This is a genomic window from Pseudomonas sp. NFACC45 (assembly GCF_900113505.1).
Lineage (GTDB): Bacteria > Pseudomonadota > Gammaproteobacteria > Pseudomonadales > Pseudomonadaceae > Aquipseudomonas > Aquipseudomonas tehranensis.
This window is the reverse complement of sequence record NZ_FOPO01000002.1, coordinates 540,510-565,382: the sequence shown is the minus strand read 5'-3', so window position 1 is coordinate 565,382 and position 24,873 is coordinate 540,510. Positions and strand designations below refer to the sequence as shown.

21 protein-coding genes are annotated in these 24,873 nt (G+C 60.7%); 14 read left to right on the top strand and 7 right to left on the bottom strand.

Annotated elements, in window-relative coordinates:
- Nucleotides 1–4 precede the first annotated feature (4 nt).
- The 4 genes from BM132_RS05340 to gloB form a co-directional block, all read right to left on the bottom strand.
- Nucleotides 5–1,858, bottom strand: a complete 1,854-nt coding sequence (locus BM132_RS05340) for an extracellular solute-binding protein (RefSeq protein ID WP_092453821.1) — start codon at nt 1,856–1,858, stop codon at nt 5–7.
- Nucleotides 1,855–3,687, bottom strand: a complete 1,833-nt coding sequence (locus tag BM132_RS05335) for an extracellular solute-binding protein (RefSeq protein WP_092396881.1) — start codon at nt 3,685–3,687, stop codon at nt 1,855–1,857. The genes BM132_RS05340 and BM132_RS05335 overlap by 4 nt, the downstream gene beginning before the upstream one ends.
- A gap of 215 nt (nt 3,688–3,902) precedes the next feature.
- Nucleotides 3,903–5,333 carry a transglycosylase SLT domain-containing protein gene (locus BM132_RS05330; protein WP_092453819.1) on the bottom strand — a complete coding sequence of 477 codons (1,431 nt, stop codon included), beginning with the start codon at nt 5,331–5,333 and terminating at the stop codon, nt 3,903–3,905.
- Nucleotides 5,334–5,432: 99 nt separating this feature from the next.
- Nucleotides 5,433–6,200, bottom strand: coding sequence for a hydroxyacylglutathione hydrolase (gene gloB, locus BM132_RS05325; protein ID WP_092453817.1), 768 nt, complete (start codon nt 6,198–6,200; stop codon nt 5,433–5,435).
- 65 nt (nt 6,201–6,265) lie between these two features.
- Between gloB and BM132_RS05320 the strand changes: the two genes are divergently transcribed.
- From BM132_RS05320 to BM132_RS05305, 4 genes are all read left to right on the top strand, one after another.
- On the top strand, nt 6,266–7,024 hold the full coding sequence (locus BM132_RS05320; RefSeq protein WP_047225765.1) for a class I SAM-dependent methyltransferase: 759 nt from the start codon (nt 6,266–6,268) through the stop codon (nt 7,022–7,024).
- 89 nt (nt 7,025–7,113) lie between these two features.
- Nucleotides 7,114–7,566 (top strand): ribonuclease HI, encoded by a 453-nt coding sequence (gene rnhA, locus BM132_RS05315; RefSeq protein WP_058544565.1) that lies wholly within the window; start codon nt 7,114–7,116, stop codon nt 7,564–7,566.
- A gap of 231 nt (nt 7,567–7,797) precedes the next feature.
- The gene (dnaQ, locus tag BM132_RS05310) at nt 7,798–8,559 is read left to right on the top strand and encodes a DNA polymerase III subunit epsilon (protein ID WP_092396886.1); all 762 of its coding nucleotides are present in this window, start codon (nt 7,798–7,800) and stop codon (nt 8,557–8,559) included.
- Nucleotides 8,560–8,830: 271 nt separating this feature from the next.
- A complete protein-coding gene (locus BM132_RS05305) occupies nt 8,831–9,445 on the top strand; it encodes a GNAT family N-acetyltransferase (RefSeq protein WP_092396888.1) in 615 nt (204 codons plus the stop codon).
- Here the strand turns inward: BM132_RS05305 and BM132_RS05300 are convergent.
- Entirely contained in the window at nt 9,411–10,304 is an 894-nt protein-coding gene (locus BM132_RS05300) for a LysR substrate-binding domain-containing protein (RefSeq protein ID WP_092453815.1), read from the bottom strand. The genes BM132_RS05305 and BM132_RS05300 overlap by 35 nt on opposite strands.
- 86 nt (nt 10,305–10,390) lie before the next feature.
- A complete protein-coding gene (locus tag BM132_RS05295) occupies nt 10,391–10,654 on the bottom strand; it encodes a hypothetical protein (RefSeq protein WP_092396892.1) in 264 nt (87 codons plus the stop codon).
- Nucleotides 10,655–10,839: 185 nt separating this feature from the next.
- Here BM132_RS05295 and BM132_RS05290 point away from each other — a divergent pair, with 185 nt between their 5' ends.
- Both BM132_RS05290 and BM132_RS05285 read left to right on the top strand, forming a co-directional pair.
- Nucleotides 10,840–11,397, top strand: coding sequence for an NADPH-dependent FMN reductase (locus BM132_RS05290; RefSeq protein ID WP_092396894.1), 558 nt, complete (start codon nt 10,840–10,842; stop codon nt 11,395–11,397).
- 287 nt (nt 11,398–11,684) lie between these two features.
- Entirely contained in the window at nt 11,685–12,968 is a 1,284-nt protein-coding gene (locus BM132_RS05285; RefSeq protein WP_092453814.1) for an arsenic transporter, read from the top strand.
- 130 nt (nt 12,969–13,098) lie between these two features.
- Here BM132_RS05285 and BM132_RS05280 read toward each other — a convergent pair whose 3' ends face one another.
- The gene (locus BM132_RS05280) at nt 13,099–14,064 is read right to left on the bottom strand and encodes a DUF1853 family protein (protein ID WP_092453812.1); all 966 of its coding nucleotides are present in this window, start codon (nt 14,062–14,064) and stop codon (nt 13,099–13,101) included.
- A 273-nt stretch (nt 14,065–14,337) separates the two neighbouring features.
- On the opposite strand from BM132_RS05280, the gene BM132_RS05275 reads away from it, so the two are divergent.
- The 8 genes from BM132_RS05275 (at nt 14,338) to BM132_RS05240 (ending at nt 24,756) form a co-directional block, all read left to right on the top strand.
- A complete protein-coding gene (locus BM132_RS05275) occupies nt 14,338–15,228 on the top strand; it encodes an NAD(+) kinase (protein WP_003202709.1) in 891 nt (296 codons plus the stop codon).
- Nucleotides 15,225–16,199 (top strand): metallophosphoesterase, encoded by a 975-nt coding sequence (locus BM132_RS05270; RefSeq protein WP_177218143.1) that lies wholly within the window; start codon nt 15,225–15,227, stop codon nt 16,197–16,199. Before BM132_RS05275 ends, BM132_RS05270 begins: the two co-directional genes overlap by 4 nt.
- Entirely contained in the window at nt 16,196–17,068 is an 873-nt protein-coding gene (locus tag BM132_RS05265) for a rhomboid family intramembrane serine protease (protein ID WP_092453808.1), read from the top strand. The genes BM132_RS05270 and BM132_RS05265 overlap by 4 nt, the downstream gene beginning before the upstream one ends.
- 46 nt (nt 17,069–17,114) lie before the next feature.
- The gene (locus BM132_RS05260; RefSeq protein WP_092398554.1) at nt 17,115–17,375 is read left to right on the top strand and encodes a YeaC family protein; all 261 of its coding nucleotides are present in this window, start codon (nt 17,115–17,117) and stop codon (nt 17,373–17,375) included.
- Nucleotides 17,372–18,202, top strand: a complete 831-nt coding sequence (locus tag BM132_RS05255) for a DUF2797 domain-containing protein (protein ID WP_092398552.1) — start codon at nt 17,372–17,374, stop codon at nt 18,200–18,202. The genes BM132_RS05260 and BM132_RS05255 overlap by 4 nt, the downstream gene beginning before the upstream one ends.
- Nucleotides 18,203–18,215: 13 nt before the next feature.
- Nucleotides 18,216–20,873 carry an aminopeptidase N gene (pepN, locus tag BM132_RS05250; protein WP_092453806.1) on the top strand — a complete coding sequence of 886 codons (2,658 nt, stop codon included), beginning with the start codon at nt 18,216–18,218 and terminating at the stop codon, nt 20,871–20,873.
- A 411-nt stretch (nt 20,874–21,284) separates the two neighbouring features.
- Entirely contained in the window at nt 21,285–22,337 is a 1,053-nt protein-coding gene (locus BM132_RS05245; RefSeq protein ID WP_092453804.1) for a WD40/YVTN/BNR-like repeat-containing protein, read from the top strand.
- Between the two features lie 43 nt (nt 22,338–22,380).
- Entirely contained in the window at nt 22,381–24,756 is a 2,376-nt protein-coding gene (locus tag BM132_RS05240; RefSeq protein WP_092453801.1) for an efflux RND transporter permease subunit, read from the top strand.
- Nucleotides 24,757–24,873: the final 117 nt, after the last annotated feature.

Here is a 24,873-nt window from a genome sequence, read left to right as displayed (position 1 = left end):
CGGGTTACTCCACACTCGCCGGGGCGACGATTTTTTGCTCGATGACCTGTTTTTCCACCTCAATGGAAGGCTTGACCTCTGGCTTGACCCACCATGTGGTGGTGCCGATGTCGTAGGTCGGGGTGATTTTTGGATGGCCGATGTGGTTCCAGTAGGCTACGCGCCAGGTCTTGATGTGCCAGTTGGGGATCACGTAGTAGCCCCATTGCAGCACCCGGTCCAGCGCCCGGGCGTGGGCCACCAGGCTCTTGCGTGAATCGGCGTTGATCAGTTGCTCCACCAGTTGGTCGACCGCCGGGTCCTTCAGGCCCATGGTGTTGCGGCTGCCGGGATTATCGGCGGCAGCCGACATCCAGAATTCCCGTTGTTCGTTACCCGGCGAGCTGGATTGCGGGAAGCTGCCCACTATCAGGTCGAAATCACGTGAGCGCACGCGATTGATGTATTGGGACACGTCGACCCGGCGGATCACCAGTTCGATGCCCAGGTCGCTGAGGTTACGCTTGAATGGCAGCAGCACCCGCTCGAATTCGGTCTGGGCCAGCAGGAACTCCAGCACCACGGGTTTGCCCTGGGCATCGACCATCTTGTCGTCGACGATGTGCCAGCCGGCCTCTTGCAGCAATTGATAGGCCTTGCGCTGCTGGTCACGGATCATGCCGCTGCCGTCACATACCGAAGGTTCGAATGCCTGGGTGAACACCTGTTCGGGGATCTTGCCGCGCAGGGGTTCGAGGATCTTCAGTTCGTCTTCGCCGGGCAGGCCGGTGGCGGCCATCTCCGAGTTTTCAAAATAACTGCGGGTGCGCGCGTAGGCACCGTGGAACAGTTGTTTGTTGGTCCATTCGAAGTCCAGCAGCAGGCTCAAGGCCTTGCGCACCCGTACGTCCTGGAAGACCGGACGGCGCAGGTTATAAACAAACCCCTGCATGCCGGTGGGGTTGCCGTTGGGGATCTGCTCCTTGATCAGCCGGCCTTCGGTAACGGCCGGGATGTTGTAGGCGTTGGCCCAGTTCTTGGCAGCCATTTCCAGCCAGAAATCAAACTGCCCGGCCTTCAGTGCCTCGACCGCCACGGTGTTGTCACGGTAATAGTCGGTGGTCAGGACGTCGAAGTTGTAGAAGCCGCGGTTGACCGGCAAGTCCTTACCCCAGTAATCCTTCACGCGTTCATAGCGAATCGAGCGGCCAGCCTTCACTTCGGCGACCTTATAGGGGCCGCTGCCGAGGGGAATTTCCAGGTTGCCCTTGTTGAATTCGCGCCCGGCCCACCAGTGCTTGGGCAATACCGGCAACTGGCCGAGGATCAGCGGCAATTCACGGTTATTTTTATGCTTGAACTTGAACAGTACCTTGAGCGGTTCTTCGGCGATGACTTCGGCGACGTCGTTGTAGTAACCGCGGAACATCGGGGCGCCGTCCTTGGTCAGGGTCTGGAAGCTGAACACGACGTCCTCGGCGCGCACCGGCTGGCCATCGTTGAAGCGGGCTTCGGGCCGCAGGTAGAAGCGCACCCAGGCATTGTCCGGGGCCTTCTCGATTTTTTCGGCAATCAGGCCATATTCGGTGAAGGGTTCGTCCAGGCCTTGTTTGGCCAGGGTGTCGTAGATCAGGCCGATGTCATCGGCGGGGACGCCCTTGCTGATAAAAGGGTTGAGGCTGTCGAAACCACCAAACCCGCCCTGACGAAAAATCCCGCCCTTGGGGGCGTCAGGGTTCACATAATCGAAATGCTTGAAGTTGGCCGGGTACTTCGGCGGCTCGTTGTACAAGGTCAGGGCGTGCTGCGGTGCGGCACAGGCCAGTCCGGCGAACAACAGGCCGCTGGCCTGCAGGAGCAGGGCGCGTAAAGGCTTCATTGATCTTTCTCCGAAGATTTCAGCCACCATGCGCTCAAACCCAGGGTGTAGGGCGGCGTGGTGACAAAGGCAAACCGGTTACGGTAGGCCAGGCGATGATAATTGAGATACCAGTTAGGGATGCAGTAGTGCTGCCACAGCAGCACACGGTCCAGGGCTTTGCCGGCGGCGACCTGTTCGTCACGGGTGCGGGCAGAAAGGAGCTTTTCCAGCAGGTGATCGACCACCGGGTTGTTGATGCCAGCGTAGTTCTTGCTGCCCTTGACCCCCGCCTGGCTGGAATGGAAGTACTGCCATTGCTCAAGGCCCGGGCTAAGGGTTTGGCCCAGGGTCAGCAGAATCATGTCGAAGTCGAACTGGTCCAGGCGCTGCTTGTATTGGGCGCGGTCCACCGTACGCAGGCGGGCCTGGATGCCGATGCTGGCGAGGTTTTCCACGTAGGGTTGCAGGATGCGCTCCAGATTCGGGTTCACCAGCAGGATCTCGAAGCGCAGCGGCTGGCTGTCGGCGTTGAGCAGACGCTGGCCGTGAATGCTCCAACCGGCTTCCTTGAGTAACCCGAGGGCTTTGCGCAAGGTTTCCCGGGGGATCCCCCGGCCGTCGGTCCGAGGCAGGCTGAAGGGCTGGGTGAACAACTGGGGCGGCAATTGTTCCCGATACGGCTTGAGCAGAAGCCATTCGTGGCCCACCGGAAGGCCGCTGGAGGAGAACTCACTGTTGGGGTAATAACTGAGGGTGCGCTTGTAGGCACCGCTGAACAGCGTGCGGTTGGTCCACTCGAAGTCGAACATCATCCCCAGGGCTTCACGAACCTTGGCCTGGGCGAACGTGCTGCGTCGGGTGTTCATGAACAGACCCTGGGTCTGGGTCGGGATCTGGTGGGCAATCTGCGCCTTGATCACCTCGCCGCGATTGACTGCCGGGAACTGATAGCCGTTGGCCCAGTTTTTGGCCTGGTGCTCAATGTAAATGTCGAACTCCCCGGCCTTGAAGGCTTCGAAAGCCACTTCACTGTCGCGGTAAAACTCCACGTCCATCCGGTCATAGTTGTATTTGCCGCGATTGACCGGCAAGTCTTTGCCCCAGTAATTCTTGACCCGCTCAAACACCAACTGGCGACCAGGCTGTACTTTGGTAATCCGGTATGGGCCGCTGCCCAAGGGCGGTTCGAAGGTGGTGGCCTTGAAGTCGCGGTCTTTCCAGTAGTGCTGAGGCAGCACCGGTAACTCACCCAGACGCAGGATCAGCAGCGGGTTGCCCGTACGCTTGAACACAAAGCGGATTTTCAGCGGGTTGAGGATGTCGACCCGCAGCACTTCCTGAAGGTTGGTGCGGTACTGCGGATGACCTTCCTTGAGCAGCGTTCGGTAGGAGAACGCCACGTCATAGGCGGTGATCGGCACACCATCGTGAAAACGCGCTTCGGGTCTGAGGTTGAACACCACCCAACTGCGGTCTTCGCTGTATTCCACCGACCGGGCGATCAGGCCATAGCTCGACGTCGGCTCGTCGCCGGACGGCGCGTACTGCCCCGTGCCAACCATCAGCGGTTCGTTCAGCTCGTTGATGCCGTATTGCAAGAAATTGGGGGTCGAAACCGGGCTGCTGCCCTTGAATGTGTAGGGATTGAGCGTATCGAAGGTGCCGAATGCCATGACCCGCAAGATTCCGCCCTTGGGCGCTTGCGGGTTGACCCAGTCGAAGTGGGTGAATCTGGCCGGGTACTTGAGCGTGCCGAACTGCGCATAACCATGGCTTTCGCTAATGGTTGCGCTGGCGGGAGAGCTCAAGGCCAGGCTGATCAGGAGCAGGAGGAGGGGACGTATCAAGTCTGAGATCCGATCCAGGCGGCTTGGGCTTTATGGCCCGTACAGTAACAGCTTGTATCGGCAGGAAAAAGGCGGGGCTTTAGGAGCGGTGTAGGAGCTGTCGAGTGCAACGAGGCTGCGAGCTTCTCCCCGGACACTTGAATCTCAAAGTGGAAGATCAAAAGATCGCAGGCTTCGCCAGCTCCTACACAGCTCCTACACAGCCCCCGGTCACGTCAGTGCGGGGAGTAAACCGTCAGCATCTGCCCGGGCTTCAGCGCCTTGCCTACCCGTGGATTCCAGCGCTTGAGGTGCTGCATTTCCACGTTGAAGCGCTTGGCGACCACGTACAGCGAGTCGCCTTGCTTGACCTTGTACTGGGTCTGTTTCTTTTTATTCTTGCTGCTGGCAGCGACCACCGTGTTGACGCGTTTGCGGGTGTCTTGCATGACCAGGGTCTGGCCGATCTTGAGTTTGTTGCCACTCAGTCTGTTCCAGCGTTGCAGGTCTTTGATCTGAACGTTGTTGGCCTTGGCGATCAACCCCAGGTTATCGCCACGTTTGACGCGGTAGGTGCGCTTGGCCCCCGCCACCGTGCTTTCTTCGGCTGAGTCAAAAACCGGTTTGAGCGATCGTTTGCTGATCAGTTCTTCCGGACGCATGGTGGACAGGCTGGCGGTCAGCAACTGGGCCTTGGACGTGGGCACCAGCAGGTGCTGCGGGCCATCGATGGTGGTGCGCTGCTTGAACGCCGGGTTGAGCTGGAACAGCTCGTCTTCGTCAATGTCGGCTACCGCCGCGACCTTGGACAGGTCCATGCGCTGGTTGATCTCGACGACCTGGAAGTACGGTTCGTTGGCGATCGGGTTGAGGTTGACCCCGTAGGCCTCCGGGGCAAGCACCACCTGGGACAACGCCAGCAACTTCGGCACATAGGCCTGGGTTTCGCTGGGCAGCGGCAGGTTCCAGTAATCGGTGGGCAGGCCAAGTTTTTCGTTGCGTTCGATGGCGCGGCTGACCGTTCCCTCGCCTGCGTTGTAGGCAGCCAGCGCCAACAGCCAGTCGCCGTTGAACATGTCGTGCAGGCGCGTCAGGTAATCCATCGCGGCCGTGGTGGAGGCCGTGATGTCGCGACGCCCGTCATAGAAGCGGGTCTGGCGCAGGTTGAAGTAGCGCCCCGTGGACGGGATGAACTGCCACAGGCCCACCGCATGGGCCCGGGAATAAGCCATGGGGTTGTAGGCGCTTTCGATCACCGGCAGCAGCGCCAGCTCCAGGGGCATGTTGCGTTCTTCAAGGCGTTCGACGATGTAATGAATGTACAGGCTGCCGCGTTCGCCGGCGTTTTCCAGAAAGGATGGATTGCTGGCGAACCACAGGCGTTGCTGTTCGATACGCGGGTTGACGCCGGCGGTTTCCTGCAGCTGGAAGCCCTGGCGCATACGCTCCCAGACGTCCTGAGGTACTTGAGGGGCGGGTTTTTCGGTGAGCCAGATGGGTTTCTGTTTGGCGCGAGCGGCGATGTTCGGCGTGTGCGCCACATCGGTCTGCGGCACCTGGCTCGTGCTCTGGCAGCCCGCCAGGGTAGCGGACACAGCCACTGCGACAGCTTGAGCCAAGCGGGTCAATGTGTCTGACTGGACGGACTTACGTATAGATGACGACATTGGCTGGAAGTAAGTTCCGGGCAAAAATGTCGGCCGATTCTAGGAAGCGCACCCCAACAGGTCAACCTTTCAGAATTTTTGTATCAAACGCCAGCGGCCTTAGAACTTATCTTTCCATGCCCTCAAGGCCGCAAAAACCTCACTTGGCGTCTCGTTACGCTGGCCATTCCGTTCGTCTGCTTTTTGTTTAACGGATGTTTCAGCGGTCCGCAGGAACGGATTGGTGAGCTTTTCAAGTGCCAGGGTCGAGGGCAGGGTCATGACGCCGGCGTTGCGTTGCTGGCTGACTTTTTCCAGGCGCGCGGCAATGTCCGGGTTGCCGGGCTCTACCGCCGCGGCGAATCTAAGATTGCTGAGGGTGTATTCATGGGTGCAGTAGACCAGCGTATCCTCAGGCAGAGAGGCCAGGCGGCTGAGGGACTGATGCATTTGTGCCGGCGTGCCTTCGAAGAGCCGGCCGCAACCGGCGGCGAACAAGGTGTCGCCACAGAACAACAGGCCATGATGGTAATACGCGATATGCCCCAGGGTGTGGCCGGGTACGGCGTAGACATCGAAGTCCCAGCCGAGGACGCTGAGCTGGTCGTTGTCTTGCAGCGCCACGTCCCGCGCTGGGATGTTTTCACTGGCCGGGCCGTAGACGGTGGCGTGTGTCGCGTTTTTCAGTGCCTGGACGCCGCCGACATGATCGTGATGATGGTGGGTGATCAGGATGTCGCTCAGGACCCAGCCTGGATGGGCGTCGAGCCAGGCCTGCACCGGCGTGGCGTCGCCGGGGTCGACGACGGCGCAGCGTTGAGTGGCGTGGTCCTGTAACAACCAGATGTAGTTATCGGTGAACGCGGGCAGGGCACTGATCTGTATCATCGCGGAATTCGCCAAGCAGAAAACAAAGGCGCATCTTAGAACTTCCTGACGCGTTGGAGAATGCAATGACCGATGAAGCGTTCGCTCAGGCTGATCCCGACTGGCTTGCGTTGATCAGCGCCGCCCGTGAGTGGCTGTCCGGCCCTGTCGGGCAATTTTTGCTGGAAGAGGAGCGGCGCATGCTCGAAGACGAGCTGGGCCGGTTCTTTGGTGGCTATCTGGTGCACTACGGGCCTTCGGCGCAGACACCGCCGTCGGCGCCGCAGGTCCAGCGCAATGTCCGCCTGGGCGCGCCCTTGCCCGGCGTGGAGATCGTTTGCGAAGAGCAGGCCTGGCCGTTGAGCGAGCATGCCGCCGATGTGGTGGTGATGCAGCACGGGCTGGATTTCTGTCTCTCCCCGCACGGGTTGCTGCGCGAGGCCGCCAGCAGCGTGCGCCCTGGCGGGCATCTGCTGATCATTGGCATCAATCCCTGGAGCAGTTGGGGGTTGCGTCACGTGTTCGCTCACGATGCTTTGCGTCAGGCTCGCTGCATCTCAGCGTCAAGGGTCGGTGACTGGCTCAACCTGCTGGGCTTCGCGCTGGAGAAACGCCGCTTCGGATGCTATCGTCCGCCGCTTGCGTCGCCCAAGTGGCAGGCCCGTCTGGCCGGCTGGGAGCGCAAGGCCGGTGAGTGGCAACTGTCCGGCGGCGGCTTCTATTTATTGGTGGCGCGCAAGATTGCGGTCGGGCTGCGCCCGGTTCGTCAGGCGCGACGCGAGCCGATGGGCAAGCTGATTCCCTTGCCGATGGCCAAGGTCAATCGTCGCCATATCGAGCCTTAACCCTTTTCTGATGGTCTGGCGGCATTTCGGTTGCGGGCATTGTCGTTCCCGTCCGGCAGGCCTTTGCATTTTTTTCTGGATGGATTGGCATGAGCGATAGCGTAGAACTCTTCACTGACGGCGCCTGCAAGGGCAATCCCGGCCCGGGTGGCTGGGGGGCGCTGCTGGTATGCAAGGGTGTCGAGAAGGAACTCTGGGGCGGTGAAACCAATACCACCAACAACCGCATGGAGCTGATGGGCGCTATTCGGGGTTTGGAAGAGCTTAAGCGGCCCTGCGACGTATTGCTGGTGACCGACTCGCAGTATGTGATGAAAGGCATCAATGAATGGATGGCCAACTGGAAGAAGCGTGGCTGGAAAACCGCTGCGAAAGAGCCGGTGAAGAATGCCGATCTGTGGAAGCTGCTCGACGAGCAGGTCAACCGCCACAACGTCACCTGGAAGTGGGTGCGCGGCCATATCGGCCATCACGGTAACGAACGGGCCGACCAGTTGGCCAACCGTGGGGTGGATGAGGTGCGGGGGTACAAGCAGGCTTGATGCAACCCTGTTCAGTTGGGCATGCACACTTTGTGGCGAGGGGATTTATCCCCGCTGGGCTGCGAAGCAGCCCTAAAGCCAGACACCACGGTGTGTCAGGAAGTTTGCACGGGGTCGCTTCGCGCCCCAGCGGGGATAAATCCCCTCGCCACAAAGCTGCGGCCAGCAACTCCCTCGGAGCGTGTTAACATCCGCGCTTTTGCAAGCATGCCCGTTGAGAGCTGAACACTGATGGCCAACAGATCTGTTGTACTGGATACCGAAACCACCGGCATGCCGGTGACCGATGGTCACCGGATTATCGAAATCGGCTGTGTCGAGCTGATCGGTCGGCGCCTGACCGGTCGCCATTTCCACGTTTACCTGCAACCGGACCGCGAAAGTGATGAAGGTGCCATCGGCGTCCATGGCATCACCAACGAGTTTCTGGTGGGCAAGCCGCGCTTCGCTGAAGTGGCCGATGAATTCTTCGAGTTCATCCAGGGTGCGCAACTGATCATCCATAACGCGGCGTTCGACGTTGGTTTTATCAACAACGAATTTGCCCTGATGGGCCAGCACGACCGGGCCGACATCACCCGGCACTGCACCATCCTCGATACCCTGATGATGGCGCGGGAGCGGCACCCGGGGCAGCGCAACAGCCTCGATGCTTTGTGCAAGCGCTACGGGGTCGACAACTCTGGTCGTGAGCTGCACGGCGCTTTGCTCGACTCCGAGATCCTGGCCGACGTCTACCTGACCATGACGGGCGGGCAGACCAGCCTGTCCCTGGCCGGCAACGCCTCCGATGGCAATGGCACGGGTGAAGGTTCGGGTAACCAAGCCTCGGAAATTCGTCGTTTGCCCACTGACCGCACGCCAGGCCGGATCCTTCGCGCCAGCGAAAACGACCTGGCTGAACATGCCGCACGTCTGGAAGCCATCGCCAAGTCTGCTGGCGCTCCGGCATTGTGGACGCAATTGGTCGAATCCCAGGCCGCAGCGAACTGATCTTGCGCCACGACCGCGCCCTGTGGGAGCGAGCCTACTCGCGATGCAGGCAGCTCGGTCTGTCGGCTGTATCGTGGAGATTCCATCGCGAGCAGGCTCGCTCCCACAAGGGGCCCTCATCATTCATTTCTCGCCACAATCGCCAGTACCTTCTAACCTGAGGTAACGGGCAGGCTACGGATACCCGCTTGATGTATGAAGTTTCGAGAGGCAAGGGCAATGGATGGCAGAGCGCCGTTGGTTGCTGCAAGGAATGAGGACTTTTCCCAGTATGCAGCCGGTCATGAATCCCAAGCACCCCGGCCTGTCGGTGCGTGTCGTCGATGACGGTTTCGCAGCCTATATCTGGGGCAGCGACTTCAGTTTCGAGGTCAGCGCCTATGGGGCGGCGCAGGTGGGTCGACCGGTGAGCCAATGGCCAGTGACGCCCATTGCCCCTTATCGTAAATGCTATGGCATCGATCCTGAGGAGTTCAGCAGTTTCCGCGATGCGCCGGACAGCGAGATCTTCATGGCTTATCTCGATGACCAACCGGTAGGGCATCTGGTGGTCAGTACCAACTGGAACGGTTTTGCCCACATCGATGAGCTTGCCGTGCATGCCCCGGCGCGTCGCCACGGTGTGGCCAGGGCTTTGCTAGACGTCGCGCATTTTTGGAGCCGCAAGAAAAAACTGCCGGGCATCATGCTCGAAACGCAGAACAACAACCTGGGCGCTTGCCGGCTCTATGAGCGTTGCGGTTACGTGCTGGGCGGGATCGATCACCTGCGCTATCGCGGCATTGACCGGCATACCGCCGAGGTGGCGTTGTTCTGGTACCGCTTGTTCGACGATCCGCTGGGCATGGCGATCAGTGGCCCAACAGCGCCTCGGCTTGTTCCGTAATCAGTTCCAGCAGCGACTGGAGGGTGGAAGAGGCTGCCGTGCCGTTCAGGCTCAGCGCATACAGGCAAATGGGAATGGCGGGCGATACCGGGCATACGTCCAGCCCGCCGTCCTTGGCACCTGAAGCAGTGAAGGGGTCGACGATGGCCAGCCCTTCACCAGCCTCGACCATGGCGCGCATCATCTGATGGGTCTGTACGCGGATCTGGATGACTGGCGCGGGGCGTAGCGCCGCCAGCTTATGGTCGAACGCAGGGCTCAGCGGGTCGTGGCCATCCAGGCCCACCAGTGACTGGCCAGCCAGATCCTGAACCGAAATGTATTTTTGCCGCGGTTGCAGCCAGCCGTGGGGCGCCAGCAATTGCAGTTTGCCCTGGGCGATCATCTGGCACTGGATGTCGGAGTGTTCGGGGTCGTGCAGACTAAGGCCCAAGTCACTATTGCGCAGCAGAAGGCTCTGAACAATGTCTCGAGTCGGTTGGCTGAGCAGGGTGCAAGGGGCGTCCGGATGGCGTCGACGCAGGGCAGCGATACTCCGGGGCAGTAACTGCTGGGCCAGCGGTGGGGTGCAAATGACGCGCAGGGGCGGCGCCTGATAGTGTTTCAGGCTACTGGCCAGGCGTTGTACCGGTTCGAGGGTGTCATACACTCGCGTGATGCCGTCGCGCAACTCGAGGGCTTCGCGAGTCGCCTGCAATCGTCCGCGCACACTGGCAAACAGCATGAAACCCAACTGTAGCTCGGCATCGCGTAGCGTCGCTTCTACCTCTGCCACCGGTAATTGCAGCCATTCAGCCGCCGTGCCGAGGTGGCCGGTCTGCAACAGCGCCTGGATCACTTCGATGTGGCGTAAACGCATGCAAGCAGTCCATGTTGGGCGGGAGAGCCATTGAGTGGCTGAATCCTAACCCAAGTCCGGGCATGACTTCTGCTCATAACAACAGGTTATGAAGCAATTAGCGTTTCAGCAGGCGTTTGAGCGGGCGGTAGCGTTTCCGGCTCGCGGGTTAATTCAATCTGGGACTGCACCAGCATGAATTTGCCGTCTTCGAGTTTGTTGACGCGATCTCCAATCGCCAGCTTGAAAGTGGTGACAGGCTCCTTGCCGTTACCGTCGGGCGACGGGGTCGATTCCTGGAATTCATGCACTGAATAGACGCGACCTTCGGCGTCCCGTGCATGAAAATGTCCGACAAGTACTGCTGCCATTGCTTAGAACCTCTGGAAATAAATCACTCGATTTGCGGTTCTGTAGACCTTGGTCAAGCGCGGTAAGTTTTCCTACATGAAAAAAATAGTCCAGTCGGAAGGTTTTCGGTTCTCCGCTGGTCCAATTGTCCGCCCGATCATCTATAAATAGGGGCTCCCTTGAACCCATAGTCGAGAAGTGTCCAATGAGTAATGTCTACACCGTGGCCGTTTTAGTGGGGAGCCTGCGCAAGGCTTCGATCAATCGCAAGCTGGCCCTGGCCCTGGCGGATCTGGCGCCGAGCAACCTGAAGCTGGAAATCATCGAGATAGGCGACCTGCCGCTCTACAACGAGGATATCGATGTCACACCCCCACCAGCCTACAGCACTTTCCGCCAGCAGGTTGGCGCGGCCGACGCATTGTTGTTTGTCACGCCTGAATACAACCGTTCGGTGCCGGCCCCGATGAAAAATGCCATCGACGTTGGCTCGCGGCCCTACGGCAAGAGCTGCCTGAGCGGCAAGCCCGGCGCGGTGATCAGTGCATCGCCAGGGGCCATGGGCGGTTTCGGCGCCAACCATCATTTGCGCCAGTCCCTGGTGTTCCTCGATGTGCCGTGCATGCAACAGCCGGAGGCTTATCTGGCCGGGGCGGGGAGCGCGTTCGACGAGCAGGGCGAGTTGTCGGAGTCGGTGCGGCCGTTTCTGCAGAAATTCATCGAGGCCTATGGCAAGTGGGTCGAGCAGCACAAAAAGGCCTGATGCCTGGGATTTCAGATAGCCCCTGTGGCGAGGGAGCCTGCTCCCGCTCGGTTGCGCAGCGACCGCCCAAAGGGCCTGCTGTGCAGTCCAGCGGGAGCAAGCTCCCTAGCCATAGGGGCGGGTTCAATCAGTGCCCCTTCACTTCAGTCCGAGCTTTACTGGATATTCGAAGTTCCCTATCGTTGCCCTCGCTCAGCAGGCTCCAAACCCATTGAAGTCTTCAATGGGTTTGGCAGTGCCTGCTGCTGATTTCTTCCGGTTAACCCCTTCTTCCAAGGCTGTTGCGCATGCTCCTCGCGTCGTTGATTTTCCTGCTGACCATTACGCTGGTGATCTGGCAACCCAAGGGGCTTGGCGTTGGCTGGAGCGCGACGCTTGGTGCGGTATTGGCCTTGTTGAGCGGGGTGGTGCAGGTCGGTGATATTGCGCTGGTGTGGCAGATCATCTGGAACGCCACCGGTACGTTTATTGCGCTGATCATCATCAGCCTGTTGCTGGACGAGGCCGGGTTCTTTGCCTGGGCGGCCCTGCATGTGGCCCGTTGGGGGCGGGGCAGTGGGCGCAAGCTGTTTGCCTTCATGGTGTTGCTCGGCGCGCTGGTGTCGGCGTTGTTCGCCAATGACGGCGCGGCGCTGATCCTGACGCCGATTGTGATTTCGATGCTGCTGGCGCTGCGTTTTTCTCCGGCAGCGACTTTGGCGTTCGTGATGGGCGCCGGCTTCATTGCCGACTCGGCGAGCCTGCCGTTGGTGGTGTCGAACCTGGTGAACATCGTTTCGGCCGACTTCTTCAACATCGGCTTCAACCGTTACGCCGCGGTCATGGTGCCGGTGAACCTGGTCAGCGTCGCGGCCAGCCTGGGGATATTGCTGTGGTTTTTCCGGCGTGATATCCCGCGTGATTACGATCCGCATCAACTGGACGATCCTGCGAGTGCGATCCATGACAAGGCCACCTTTTATGCCGGTTGGGCGGTGTTGGCGATCCTCTTGCTGGGCTGCTTTGCCCTTGAGCCCCTGGGGATTCCCATCAGCGCGATTTCCGCCGTTTGCGCGGCGCTGCTGCTGGGCGTTGCGGCCTACGGCCACAAGATTTCCACCCGCCGGGTGATGAAAGAAGCACCGTGGCAGATCGTGATTTTCTCCCTGGGCATGTACCTGGTGGTCTATGGCCTGCGCAACGCCGGGCTGACCGGCTATCTGGCCCAATGGCTCGACGGCTTCGCCGCCTATGGCGTGTGGGGCGCGGCCATGGGCACCGGGCTGTTGACGGCATTGCTCTCATCGGTCATGAACAACCTGCCGACGGTGCTGATTGGTGCGTTGTCCATCGATGCCAGCCAGGCCACTGGTGTGGTGAAGGAGGCGATGATCTACGCCAACGTCATTGGCAGCGACCTGGGCCCGAAAATCACCCCGATCGGCAGTCTGGCGACCTTGTTGTGGTTGCATGTGCTGGCGCGCAAGGATATCCGCATCGGCTGGGGGTATTACTTCAAGGTCGGGATTGTGCTGACGGTGCCGGTGTTGCTGGTGACGTTGGCGGCGCTGGCGGTGCGGTTGTCCGTCTAGACCGAGCTGGCTTCATCGCGAGCAGGCTCGCTCCCACAGTGACCGCAGCGCCTGCCATTTCATTGGTGAGCAGAGAACCCAGGTGGGAGCGAGCCTGCTCGCGATGAGGCCCTGGCAAACACCGCCAAAATCAGCCATTGCCCGGCACATCCGGCCAACGATCCGCCACCAGGAACAGCCGCTCGGCCTCTTCCCATTCACCTTTGGCATTTTCCGTGAGGCGCACCATCAGTTGCGCCGGTGCCATGGGGTCGAGGGCCAGTCGCCAGGCTTCCAGTTGTCCGGCGCTCCAGGTTTGCTCCGCTGGGTAACGCGCCGGGGCCAGCCAGGCCGCGCGGGGCAGGGGTTGCCAGCGGCCCGGTGGGCGTTGCGCGACGAACGCCGGCCAGTCGCACTGATGCAGCCAACTGCCGCGCAAATGCCTGGGGTGCGCACCGGCCGGCGCTTCGGCATGGCCGGGCCACGGGTAAAGCAGGTAGCCACCCAGCCAGAGCTCGGAACGAAACGACTCGATGCCCGAGGCGTCAATGCCCAGCGCCGCCAGGGCTTCACGGCTTTCCGGGCGTGCCGAGATCGGTAATTGGTGTTCGCGTAGATGGGCCAGTTTGCGGTCGAGCCGGTCATGGCTGCCCGGGCCGAGCCACTGCGCTGCGTATTGCCCGTTACCGTCCTGAGGGCCGAGGTAGAGCTTGATGGCCAGTTCCAGGTGATGGATGCCTTCGCCGTCGCGCAGCAGCAGGTCCAGTTCGCCCAGGGTATGGCCCTGATGCCGGATCGGCAGGTTCGCGGCGACCAACTCGATGCCCGGCGCGTGTTGCACCGCAAACTGCCACAGCCTTTCGTAGTACAGGCCCAGGCGCCGGGTCCGCCCCTGGGACAGGCAATGCAGCAGGGAATAGCTGTCGCGGTCCAGTTGCTGCAGCCAGTGTTCCAGCCGGTGAGGCTGATGCACCCAGTCACTGCCGGTCAGGGGATGGCGTTGGGGCCAGGGCGTGTCGATGAGCATCGGCGGGGCCAGGATCGCCCACGCCAGGTCGCGCACCTCGGGATGGCGCAGGCGGCGGGGCAAGTCGAGCAATTCTGGAAACAGGATCATTTTGCGAGCATAGCCGCTATGCGGCCAACGCTGTTCATTTCAGGAAAGTAAAGAACCGTGGCGAGGGAGCTTGCTCCCGCTGGACTGCGAAGCAGGCCCCCTTGGAGCGGCTGCTGCGCAACCGAGCGGGAGCAAGCTCCCTCGCCACAGTGATTCAGGTAAACCTTAAATGAACGGCATTGCGCCAGGGTGAAGGCTTAAAGCATTTTGTCTATGGGCCGCTTTCGCCCATAATCGGGTTTTTCGCCCGACGCAGACCCTCGCAGGAGCCCCATGGAGCAATTTCGTAATATCGGCATCATCGGTCGCCTGGGCAGTTCGCAGGTGTTGGACACCGTTCGCCGACTCAAACGCTTCCTCCTGGAGCGGCACCTGCATGTGATCCTCGAAGACACCATCGCCGAAGTCTTGCCCGGCCACGGCCTGCAGACGTCGTCGCGCAAGATGCTCGGCGAAGTCTGTGACATGGTGATCGTGGTCGGCGGCGACGGCAGCCTGCTGGGGGCCGCTCGAGCCCTGGCGCGGCACAACATTCCGGTGCTGGGCATCAACCGGGGCAGCCTGGGGTTTCTGACCGATATCCGCCCCGACGAGCTGGAAACCAAGGTCGCCGAGGTGTTGGACGGCCATTACTTGGTGGAGAACCGCTTCCTGCTGCAAGCCGAGGTGCGCCGTCACGCCGAGGCCATCGGCCAGGGCGATGCCCTCAACGATGTGGTGCTGCACCCGGGCAAATCCACGCGCATGATCGAATTCGAGCTGTACATCGACGGTCAGTTCGTCTGCAGCCAGAAGGCCGACGGCCTGATCGTCGCCACGCCCACCGGCTCCACGGCCTATGCGCTTTCGGCCGGTGGCCCGATCATGCACCCCAAGCTCGACGCTATTGTGATTGTGCCCATGTACCCCCATACCTTGTCTGGGCGACCCATTGTGGTCGATGGCAACAGTGAGCTGAAAATCGTCGTGTCCAAGGATATGCAGATCTACCCGCAAGTGTCCTGTGACGGTCAGAACCATTTCACCTGCGCACCGGGTGACACCATCACCGTCAGCAAAAAAGCGCAGAAGCTGCGCCTGATCCACCCGCTGGATCACAATTACTACGAAGTCTGCCGGACCAAGCTCGGCTGGGGCAGTCGGTTGGGGGGTGGAGGCGACTGATGCTCGATCCTGCGCGCAGTTACGACCTGATCGGCGACGTGCACGGATGCGCCCTGACCCTGGAACGCCTGTTGGACCGCCTCGGCTACCACAAGCAGGGCGGCGTCTGGCGGCACCCGTCGCGCATGGCCGTGTTCCTGGGGGACATCATCGACCGTGGTCCGCGGATCCGTGAAGCTCTGCACATCGTCCACGACATGGTGGTGGCCGGCCAGGCGCTGTGCATCATGGGCAATCACGAGTTCAACGCCCTGGGCTGGAGCACACCGGCATTGCCGGGCAGCGGCCAGCGCTACGTGCGCGAGCACACCCCGCGCCATGCGCGCCTGCTCAACGAAACCCTGACTCAGTTCGAGCAGCATCCCGCGGATTGGCAGGACTTTCTCAAGTGGTTTTACGAGTTGCCGTTGTTTGTCGATGCCCAGCGCTTCCGGGTGGTGCACGCCTGCTGGGATAACGGTCTGATCGAGCCCCTGCGAGGCCTGTTCCCGGACGGCTGTATCGACGAGCACTTCCTCCAGGCCTCGGCGGAGCCGGGCAGTTTTGCCTGCACGGTGTTCGATCGCCTGCTGCGTGGCACCGACATGCGCTTGCCCCATGGCCTGACCCTCACCGGGGGTGACGGTCTGACCCGTTCGTTTTTCCGCACCAAGTTCTGGGAAGACGATCCGCAGACCTATGGAGACATCGTGTTCCAACCCGACGCCTTGCCCGAACCGGTGGCCCGCACGCCGCTGTCGCCGGATGAAAAGAATAATCTGCTGCGCTATGGCGTTCATGAGCCGATGTTGTTCGTCGGTCATTACTGGCGCAGCGGCAAACCCGCGCCGATCCGCGCGAACCTGGCCTGCCTGGATTACAGCGCGGTGCTTTACGGAAAACTGGTGGCCTATCGTCTCGACGCAGAGACCCGACTGGACCCGCACAAATTTGTCTGGGTCGATGTCGAGCGGCCGGAGGAGTTGCGATGAGCGTCGTAGCGGTCTTGCGCTTGCCCTTGGCCGAGGATTTGAGCGGCTTCGTCAAATTGCTCCAGCGCATGCAGGTGCCCCATCGGGTCAGCGAAGAGGCGGGTGAGCAGGTGCTCTGGGTGCCCGATGAAATCAGCGAAGACGTGCGCTCGTTGTACGCACGCTTCCCGAGCGGCGATCCCGAGCAACAGTTGGCGTTGCCCGCCAGCGGCAGCACGTCGCGACGGCCCGGTTTCGTCGAGCAACTGACCCGCAGTCCGGTCACTGCCCTGATGTTGCTGCTGAGCCTGATCGTCGGCGCCGTGACGTTGCTGGGGGAAAATCTCGAGACCTTGCGCTGGCTGACGTTCCTGGAGTTTCGCGTCGTCGGCGACTATATCCATTTCACGCCCCTGGCCGACAGCCTGGCGGCGGGGCAATGGTGGCGCCTGGTGACGCCGATGCTGATCCATTTCGGTTTCCTGCACATCGCCATGAATGGCATGTGGTATTGGGAACTGGGGCGGCGGATCGAAGCGCGCCAGGGCGGCATCAACCTGCTGGGGCTGACCCTTCTGTTCAGCCTCGTGTCCAACTTCGCCCAATATTTGTTCAGCGGCCCGACCTTGTTCGGCGGCTTGTCCGGCGTGCTCTATGGCCTGCTGGGGCATTGCTGGATCTTCCAGCTATTGGCACCGAACCCGGCCTATCACTTACCCCGCGGGGTGTTGGTGATGATGCTGGTGTGGCTGGTGCTGTGCCTGTCCGGGCTGATCTCGCTGATCGGTTTCGGCGAGATCGCCAACGCGGCCCATGTCGGCGGGCTGCTCATCGGTTGCTTCACGGGTTTGTTGGGCGGGCTGTTCGCTCGTCGTAAAATGGCCTTCTGAACTGGCGCCTGTAACACTTGAATATGCGCGATTGCGCGGAGAATCCATGTCCTCGTTCAACGAAATGATCAAAAACATCACCCCCGATATCTATCAGAGCCTGAAACTGGCGGTGGAAATCGGGAAATGGGCCGATGGCAACAAACTCACCGCCGAGCAGCGCGAATTGTCTCTGCAGGCGATGATCGCCTGGGAGATCCAGAACCTGCCCGAAGAGGAACGCACCGGCTACATGGGCCCGCAGGAGTGTCAGTCCAAAGCCACGCAAGTGCCGAATATCCTGTTCAAGTCGGATGCCATCCATTGATCGAGATTGGCCGCGGTGCAATCAGCAAGATGTCGGCACGCCTTGACGGGCCGACCGTTCAATACGCCTTTCGCCTGGGCGATGTCGAGGTGCCGGTCAATCCGTTGATCGGCAGCACGCTGCGCCTGGAGTTTCTCGGCGCGATCCACTGCAGCCATTGCGGACGCCGGACCAAGACCAGTTTCAGCCAGGGTTATTGCTACCCCTGCATGACCAAGCTGGCCCAATGCGACCTGTGCATCATGAGCCCCGAGCGTTGCCACTTCGACGCGGGCACCTGCCGCGAGCCGGCCTGGGGCGAACAGTTCTGCATGACCGATCATGTGGTGTACCTGGCCAATTCCTCGGGCGTGAAAGTCGGCATCACCCGCGCCACACAGCTGCCGACCCGCTGGCTGGACCAGGGTGCCAGCCAGGCGCTGCCGATCCTGCGGGTCGCCACGCGCCAGCAATCGGGCTTTGTCGAAGACCTGTTCCGAAGTCAGGTGGCGGACAAGACCAACTGGCGCGCGTTGCTCAAGGGCGACGCCGTGGCGGTGAACCTGCCCCGGATCCGCGATTCGCTGTTCGAGAGCTGCGCAGAAGGTCTGCAGGGCTTGCAGGAACGATTCGGTCTGCAAGCGATCCAGACCATAGCGGACGTCGAGCCCATCGAGATCCGTTATCCGGTGGAGCAGTACCCGGCCAAGATCGTCAGCTTCAACCTGGACAAGAACCCGATTGCCGAAGGCACGCTGCTGGGGATCAAGGGCCAATACCTGATTTTCGACACCGGCGTTATCAATATTCGTAAATACACGGCTTATCAGCTCGCCGTGCATCAGTAGAAGGACTCGACCCATGCGCACCGAACAACCGAAGATGATTTACCTGAAGGACTATCAGGCGCCCGAGTACCTGATCGACGAGACGCACCTGACCTTCGAGTTGTTCGAGGACCACAGCCTGGTCCATGCGCAACTGGTGATGCGTCGTAACCCCGAGCGCGGTGCCGGCCTGCCGCCCCTGGTGCTCGATGGCCAGCAGTTGGAGCTGCTCTCGATCAAGCTCGACGACACCGACCTGAATCCGCTGGACTATCAACTGGACGGCAGCCACCTGACCCTGCAACCCAAGGCCTCGGCCTTCACGGTGGACACCACTGTCAGGATCCACCCGGAAACCAACACCGCCCTGGAAGGCTTGTACAAGTCCGGCAGCATGTTCTGCACCCAGTGCGAGGCTGAGGGTTTTCGCAAGATCACCTATTACCTCGACCGGCCGGATGTGATGAGCACATTCACCACCACGGTGGTGGCCGAGCAGCACAGCTATCCGGTGTTGCTGTCCAACGGCAACCCGATCGCCAGCGGTCCCGGCGAAGATGGCCGGCACTGGGCGACCTGGGAAGACCCGTTCAAGAAACCCGCCTACTTGTTTGCCCTGGTGGCCGGGGACCTATGGTGCGTCGAAGACACCTTCACCACCATGACCCAGCGCACCGTCGCGCTGCGCATCTATGTCGAGCCGGAAAACATCGACAAGTGCCAGCACGCCATGACCAGCCTCAAGAAGTCGATGCGCTGGGATGAAGAGGTTTATGGCCGTGAGTATGACCTGGACATCTTCATGATTGTCGCGGTCAACGACTTCAACATGGGCGCCATGGAAAACAAGGGCCTGAACATCTTCAACTCCAGCGCAGTGCTGGCCCGCGCCGAAACCGCCACCGATGCCGCGCACCAGCGGGTCGAAGCGATCGTTGCCCACGAGTATTTCCATAACTGGTCGGGCAACCGCGTGACGTGCCGTGACTGGTTCCAGTTGTCCCTCAAGGAAGGCTTCACCGTGTTCCGCGACGCCGGTTTTTCGGCCGACATGAACTCGGCCACGGTCAAGCGTATCCAGGACGTTGCGTACCTGCGCACTCATCAGTTTGCCGAAGACGCGGGTCCCATGGCCCACCCGGTGCGCCCGGACAGCTTCATCGAGATTTCCAACTTCTACACCCTGACCGTGTACGAGAAGGGGTCGGAAGTAGTCGGCATGATCCACACCTTGCTGGGCGCCGAGGGCTTTCGCAAGGGCAGCGACCTGTACTTCGAGCGCCACGACGGCCAGGCCGTGACCTGCGATGACTTCATCAAGGCCATGGAGGATGCCAACGGCGTCGACCTCAGTCAGTTCAAGCGCTGGTACAGCCAGGCCGGCACGCCACGGCTGGCGGTCAGCGAGTCCTACGACGCTGCTGCCCGGACCTATAGCCTGACCTTCAGTCAGAGCTGCCCACCGACCCCGGACAAAATGGAAAAACTGCCATTTGTGATTCCCGTGGAGCTGGGGTTGCTGGACGGGAAGGGCGCTGAAATGCCTTTGCGTCTGGCCGGTGAAGCGGCGGCAAAGGGTACCTCCCGGGTGATCTCGGTGACCGAAGCCGAGCAGACTTTCACCTTTGTCGATATCGCCGAACAACCCCTGCCATCGCTACTGCGTGGCTTCTCGGCGCCGGTGAAGCTGAGCTTCCCGTACAGCCGCGACCAGTTGATGTTCCTGATGCAGCACGACAGCGACGGCTTCAACCGCTGGGATGCTGGCCAGCAATTGTCGGTGCAAGTGCTACAGGAACTGATCGCCCAGCATCAGAAAGGTGAAACGCTGGTGCTAGACCCGCGTCTGATCAGCGCGTTGCGCACCGTACTGTCGGACGAATCCCTGGACCAGGCTATGGTCGCGGAAATGCTCTCGCTGCCTGGCGAGGCTTACCTGACGGAAATCAGCGAAGTGGCCGACGTGGAGGCGATCCACGCCGCCCGTGAATTTGCTCGTAAACAACTGGCGGAGAATCTGTTCGAAGCCTTGTGGCTGCGCTATGAAGCCAACCGCGACCTGTCCAAACGCACCCCCTATGTGGCCGAGGCCGAGCATTTCGCCCGTCGTGCGTTGCAGAACATCGCGCTGTCGTACCTGATGCTTGCCGACAAGCCGGAAGTGCTCAGTGCCACCCTGGAGCAGTTCGACACCGCCGACAACATGACCGAGCGTCTCACGGCGCTGGCGGTGTTGGTCAATTCGCCGTTTGAAGCCGAGAAGGCCAAGGCTCTGGAAGTGTTCGCGGAAAACTTCAAAGGCAACCCGCTGGTCATGGACCAATGGTTCAGCGTCCAGGCCGGCAGCCCGTTGCCGGGCGGCCTGGCGCGGGTCAAGGCCTTGATGGAGCACCCGGCGTTCAATATCAAGAACCCGAACAAGGTTCGCGCGCTGGTGGGGGCGTTTGCCGGGCAGAACCTGATCAACTTCCACGCCGCCGACGGTTCGGGTTATCGCTTCCTGGCGGACCTGGTGATCCAGCTCAATGGCTTCAACCCGCAGATCGCCGCACGGCAACTGGCACCGCTGACCCGCTGGCGCAAATACGACAGCGCCCGCCAGGCGCTGATGAAAGCCGAGCTGGAGCGCATCCTGGCGTCCGGGGGGCTGTCGGCCGATGTGTTCGAAGTGGTGAGCAAGAGCCTGGCGTGACCTTGGCGCCGCGGTCTGTCTGGCAGACCGCGGTGTTCGCATCGCGAGCAGGCTCGCTCCCACAAGGGATCTTCAATGGACGCCTGTTTTGTGTTCAACAGAGATACCCTGTGGGAGCGAGCCTGCTCGCGATAGCGTCAGACCAGCCACCGCTATAGCTACCCAGCGTCCAGCTATAACCTCCCCGAATACCCCTTCATTCACCCCCAACCGCATCCCTCCACGGTTAACAAAAGATAACGCGGCGTCGATTGTCAGACCTTTCCAAAGCCCGATAGGATAGGTCAGCTTCCGAAGTGGCTCTAGATTGCAGGTTTCAGGACTATGCTCCAGAACAGTCAATCACGATGAGCCCGCTTACGGCGCCCTGAAGGGTTGAATGACCTAACAATAATAATGGGGGAAAGGTCTATGAATGAGCCTGTCATGGCTGTGGGCCGCTGCCGGCCGCCGGTACTGCGCAGAGTCGCGTTGCTGGTCTCGGCGCTCTCGCTGCTGGGCTCTGCCGTGTTGTCTGCACCGGTGATGGCCGTAGCGGCGTCGACATCCGATGTCATCTATTCCGTCGAGTCGGCCAAGGCCAGCAAAACCCTGATGCTCGATGTGGTCCATGCCGGCAAACGCCTGGTGGCGGTCGGTGATCGCGGGCACATTGTCTATTCGGACGATCAGGGCAGCTCCTGGACTCAGGCCAAGGTGCCGACCCGCCAGTTGCTCACCGCAGTATTTTTCGTCGATGACAAACACGGCTGGGCCGTGGGGCACGACGCACAGATACTGGCCAGCGAAGACGGTGGCAGCACCTGGACCAAGCAATTCGAAGACCTGACCCGTGAATCGCCGCTGCTGGACGTCTGGTTCAAGGATGCGAGCAACGGTTTTGCCGTGGGCGCCTACGGGGCGCTGTTCGAAACCACCGACGGCGGCAAGCACTGGGAAGAGGTCGGGGATCGCCTCGACAACGAAGACCAGTTCCACCTCAACGCGATCGCTGCGGTGAAAGACGCCGGGCTGTTCATCGTCGGTGAGGCCGGCAGCATGTTCCGTTCCAGCGATTGGGGCCAGACCTGGGAAAAGATCGAAGGCCCATACGAAGGCTCGCTGTTCGGCGTCATCGGCACCGCTCAGCCTTCAACGCTGCTGGCCTACGGCCTGCGCGGCAACCTCTATCGCTCCACCGATTTTGGTAGCACCTGGGAGCAGGTCGAGCTCAAGGCCACCCGGGGTGCCCTGGAATTCGGCCTGTCCGGGGCCACGCTCTTGCCAGATGGCTCCATCGTCATTGTCGGCAACGGCGGCAGTGTGGTGCGCAGCAGCGATGATGGCGTGACCTTCAGCGTATTCAACCGCCCGGATCGGATTTCCGTGGCGGCCGTCACGTCGGCGGGCAACGGCAATCTGATCCTGGCAGGACAGGGTGGCGTTCACGCCACCACCCCCACCGGCGCTGAATTGAGCAAATGAGCCGCAAACATCCGGCGGGCACAATAACAAGAAGGCGGACCCCATGAGCAGTCATCATCAAGACAAGGCGACGTTTCTCGAACGCCTGATTTTCAACAACCGCCCGGCAGTGATCGTCATTTGCCTGTTGGTCAGTATTTTCCTGTTCTGGCAGGCCACGCTGATCCGGCCGTCCACCAGTTTCGAAAAGATGATCCCCCTCGAGCACCCCTTCATCGAGAAGATGCTCGAACACCGCAATGACTTGGCGAACCTGGGCAACACGGTGCGGATTTCCGTGGAGGCCACCAACGGTGACATTTTCTCCAAGGATTACATGGAGACCTTGCGCCAGATTCATGATGAGGTGTTCTACATTTCCGGCGTCGACCGCTCCGGCCTCAAGTCGTTGTGGAGCCCGAGCGTGCGCTGGACCGAAGTGACGGAGGAGGGCTTTGCCGGTGGTGAGGTGATTCCCCAGAGCTATGACGGCTCGGCCGACAGCCTCGACCTGTTACGCAACAACGTGCTCAAGTCCGGTCAGGTCGGACGCCTGGTGGCCAACGATTTCAAATCGAGCATCATCGATATCCCGCTGTTGGAGTCCTATCCGGACCCGCAGGACCAGGGCAAGCTGCTGGCCCTGGATTATCAGAAGTTCTCCCACGAACTCGAAGACAAGATCCGCAACAAGTTCGAAGCCCAGAACCCCAACGTGAAGATCCATATCGTGGGCTTCGCCAAGAAGGTCGGTGACTTGATCGACGGCCTGACCATGGTGGTGATGTTCTTCGGCGTGGCCTTCATCATTACCCTGGTGCTGCTGTACTGGTTCACCAACTGCATGCGCAGCACCATTGCAGTGTTGAGCACGACCCTGGTGGCCGTGGTCTGGCAGTTGGGGCTGATGCACGCCGTCGGTTTCGGGCTCGATCCTTATTCGATGCTGGTGCCGTTTCTGATCTTCGCCATTGGTATCTCCCACGGCGTGCAGAAAATCAACGGTATCGCTCTGCAATCCAGTGAAGCGGACAACGCCCTGACGGCGGCGCGGCGAACATTCCGTCAGTTGTTCCTGCCGGGGATGATCGCGATCCTGGCGGATGCCGTCGGCTTCATCACCTTGCTGATCATCGATATCGGCGTGATCCGGGAACTGGCCTTTGGTGCGTCCATCGGCGTGGCGGTGATTGTGTTCACCAACCTGATCCTGTTGCCGGTGGCGATTTCCTATGTCGGCATCAGCAAACGTGCCATCGAGCGCAGCAAAAAGGATGCGACGCGTGAACACCCGTTCTGGCGCCTGCTGTCGAAGTTTGCCAGCGCCAAGGTCGCGCCGGTGTCGATCGTCCTGGCCTTGATCGCCTTTGGTGGCGGCCTCTGGTACAGCCAGAACCTGAAGATCGGTGACCTGGACCAGGGCGCACCGGAGTTGCGTCCGGACTCACGCTATAACCAGGACAATAACTTCATCATCAGCAACTATTCCACCAGCTCCGACGTATTGGTGGTGATGGTCAAGACCAAGGCTGAAGGCTGCTCGCGCTATGAAGCCATGGCCCCCATCGACGAACTGATGTGGAAAATGCAGAACACCGAGGGGGTGCAGTCAGCGATCTCCCTGGTCACCGTATCCAAGCAAATGATCAAGGGCATGAACGAGGGCAACCTGAAGTGGGAAACCTTGTCGCGCAACCCTGATGTGTTGAACAACTCCATTGCCCGGGCCGATGGCCTGTACAACAACAACTGCTCCGTGGCTCCGGTGTTGGTGTTCCTCAACGACCACAAGGCCGAGACCCTGGACCGCGCCGTGAAGGTGGTGCAGGCGTTTGCCAAGGAAAACAATCGCGACGGCCTGGAGTTCATCCTCGCCGCCGGTAACGCCGGCATTGAAGCGGCGACCAACGAAGTGATCAAGGAATCGGAACTGACCATTCTGATCCTGGTGTACATCTGCGTGGCAACCATGTGCATGATCACCTTCCGTTCCTGGGCGGCGACGCTGTGCATCGTGCTGCCGCTGGTGCTGACCTCGGTGCTGGGCAACGCGCTGATGGCCTTCATGGGGATTGGCGTGAAAGTCGCGACGCTGCCGGTGGTGGCCCTTGGCGTGGGGATTGGCGTGGATTACGGCATCTACATCTACAGCCGCCTGGAAAGCTTCTTGCGGGCCGGGTTGCCGTTGCAAGAGGCGTACTACCAGACGCTGAAGTCCACCGGTAAGGCGGTGTTGTTCACTGGCCTGTGCCTGGCCATCGGTGTGTGCACCTGGATCTTCTCGGCCATCAAGTTCCAGGCCGACATGGGGCTGATGCTGACGTTCATGTTGCTGTGGAACATGTTCGGGGCACTGTGGCTGCTGCCGGCGCTGGCGCGTTTCCTGATCAAACCTGAGAAAATGGCAGGGCAGAAGAGTAAGTCGTTGTTTGCCCACTGACTTCTTGCACAAAGCACAACACCCTGTGGCGAGGGGATTTATCCCCGCTGGGCTGCGAAGCAGCCCCCCAAACCAGCCACTGCGGTGTATCAGGCTGATCGCATTCAATTCTTGGGG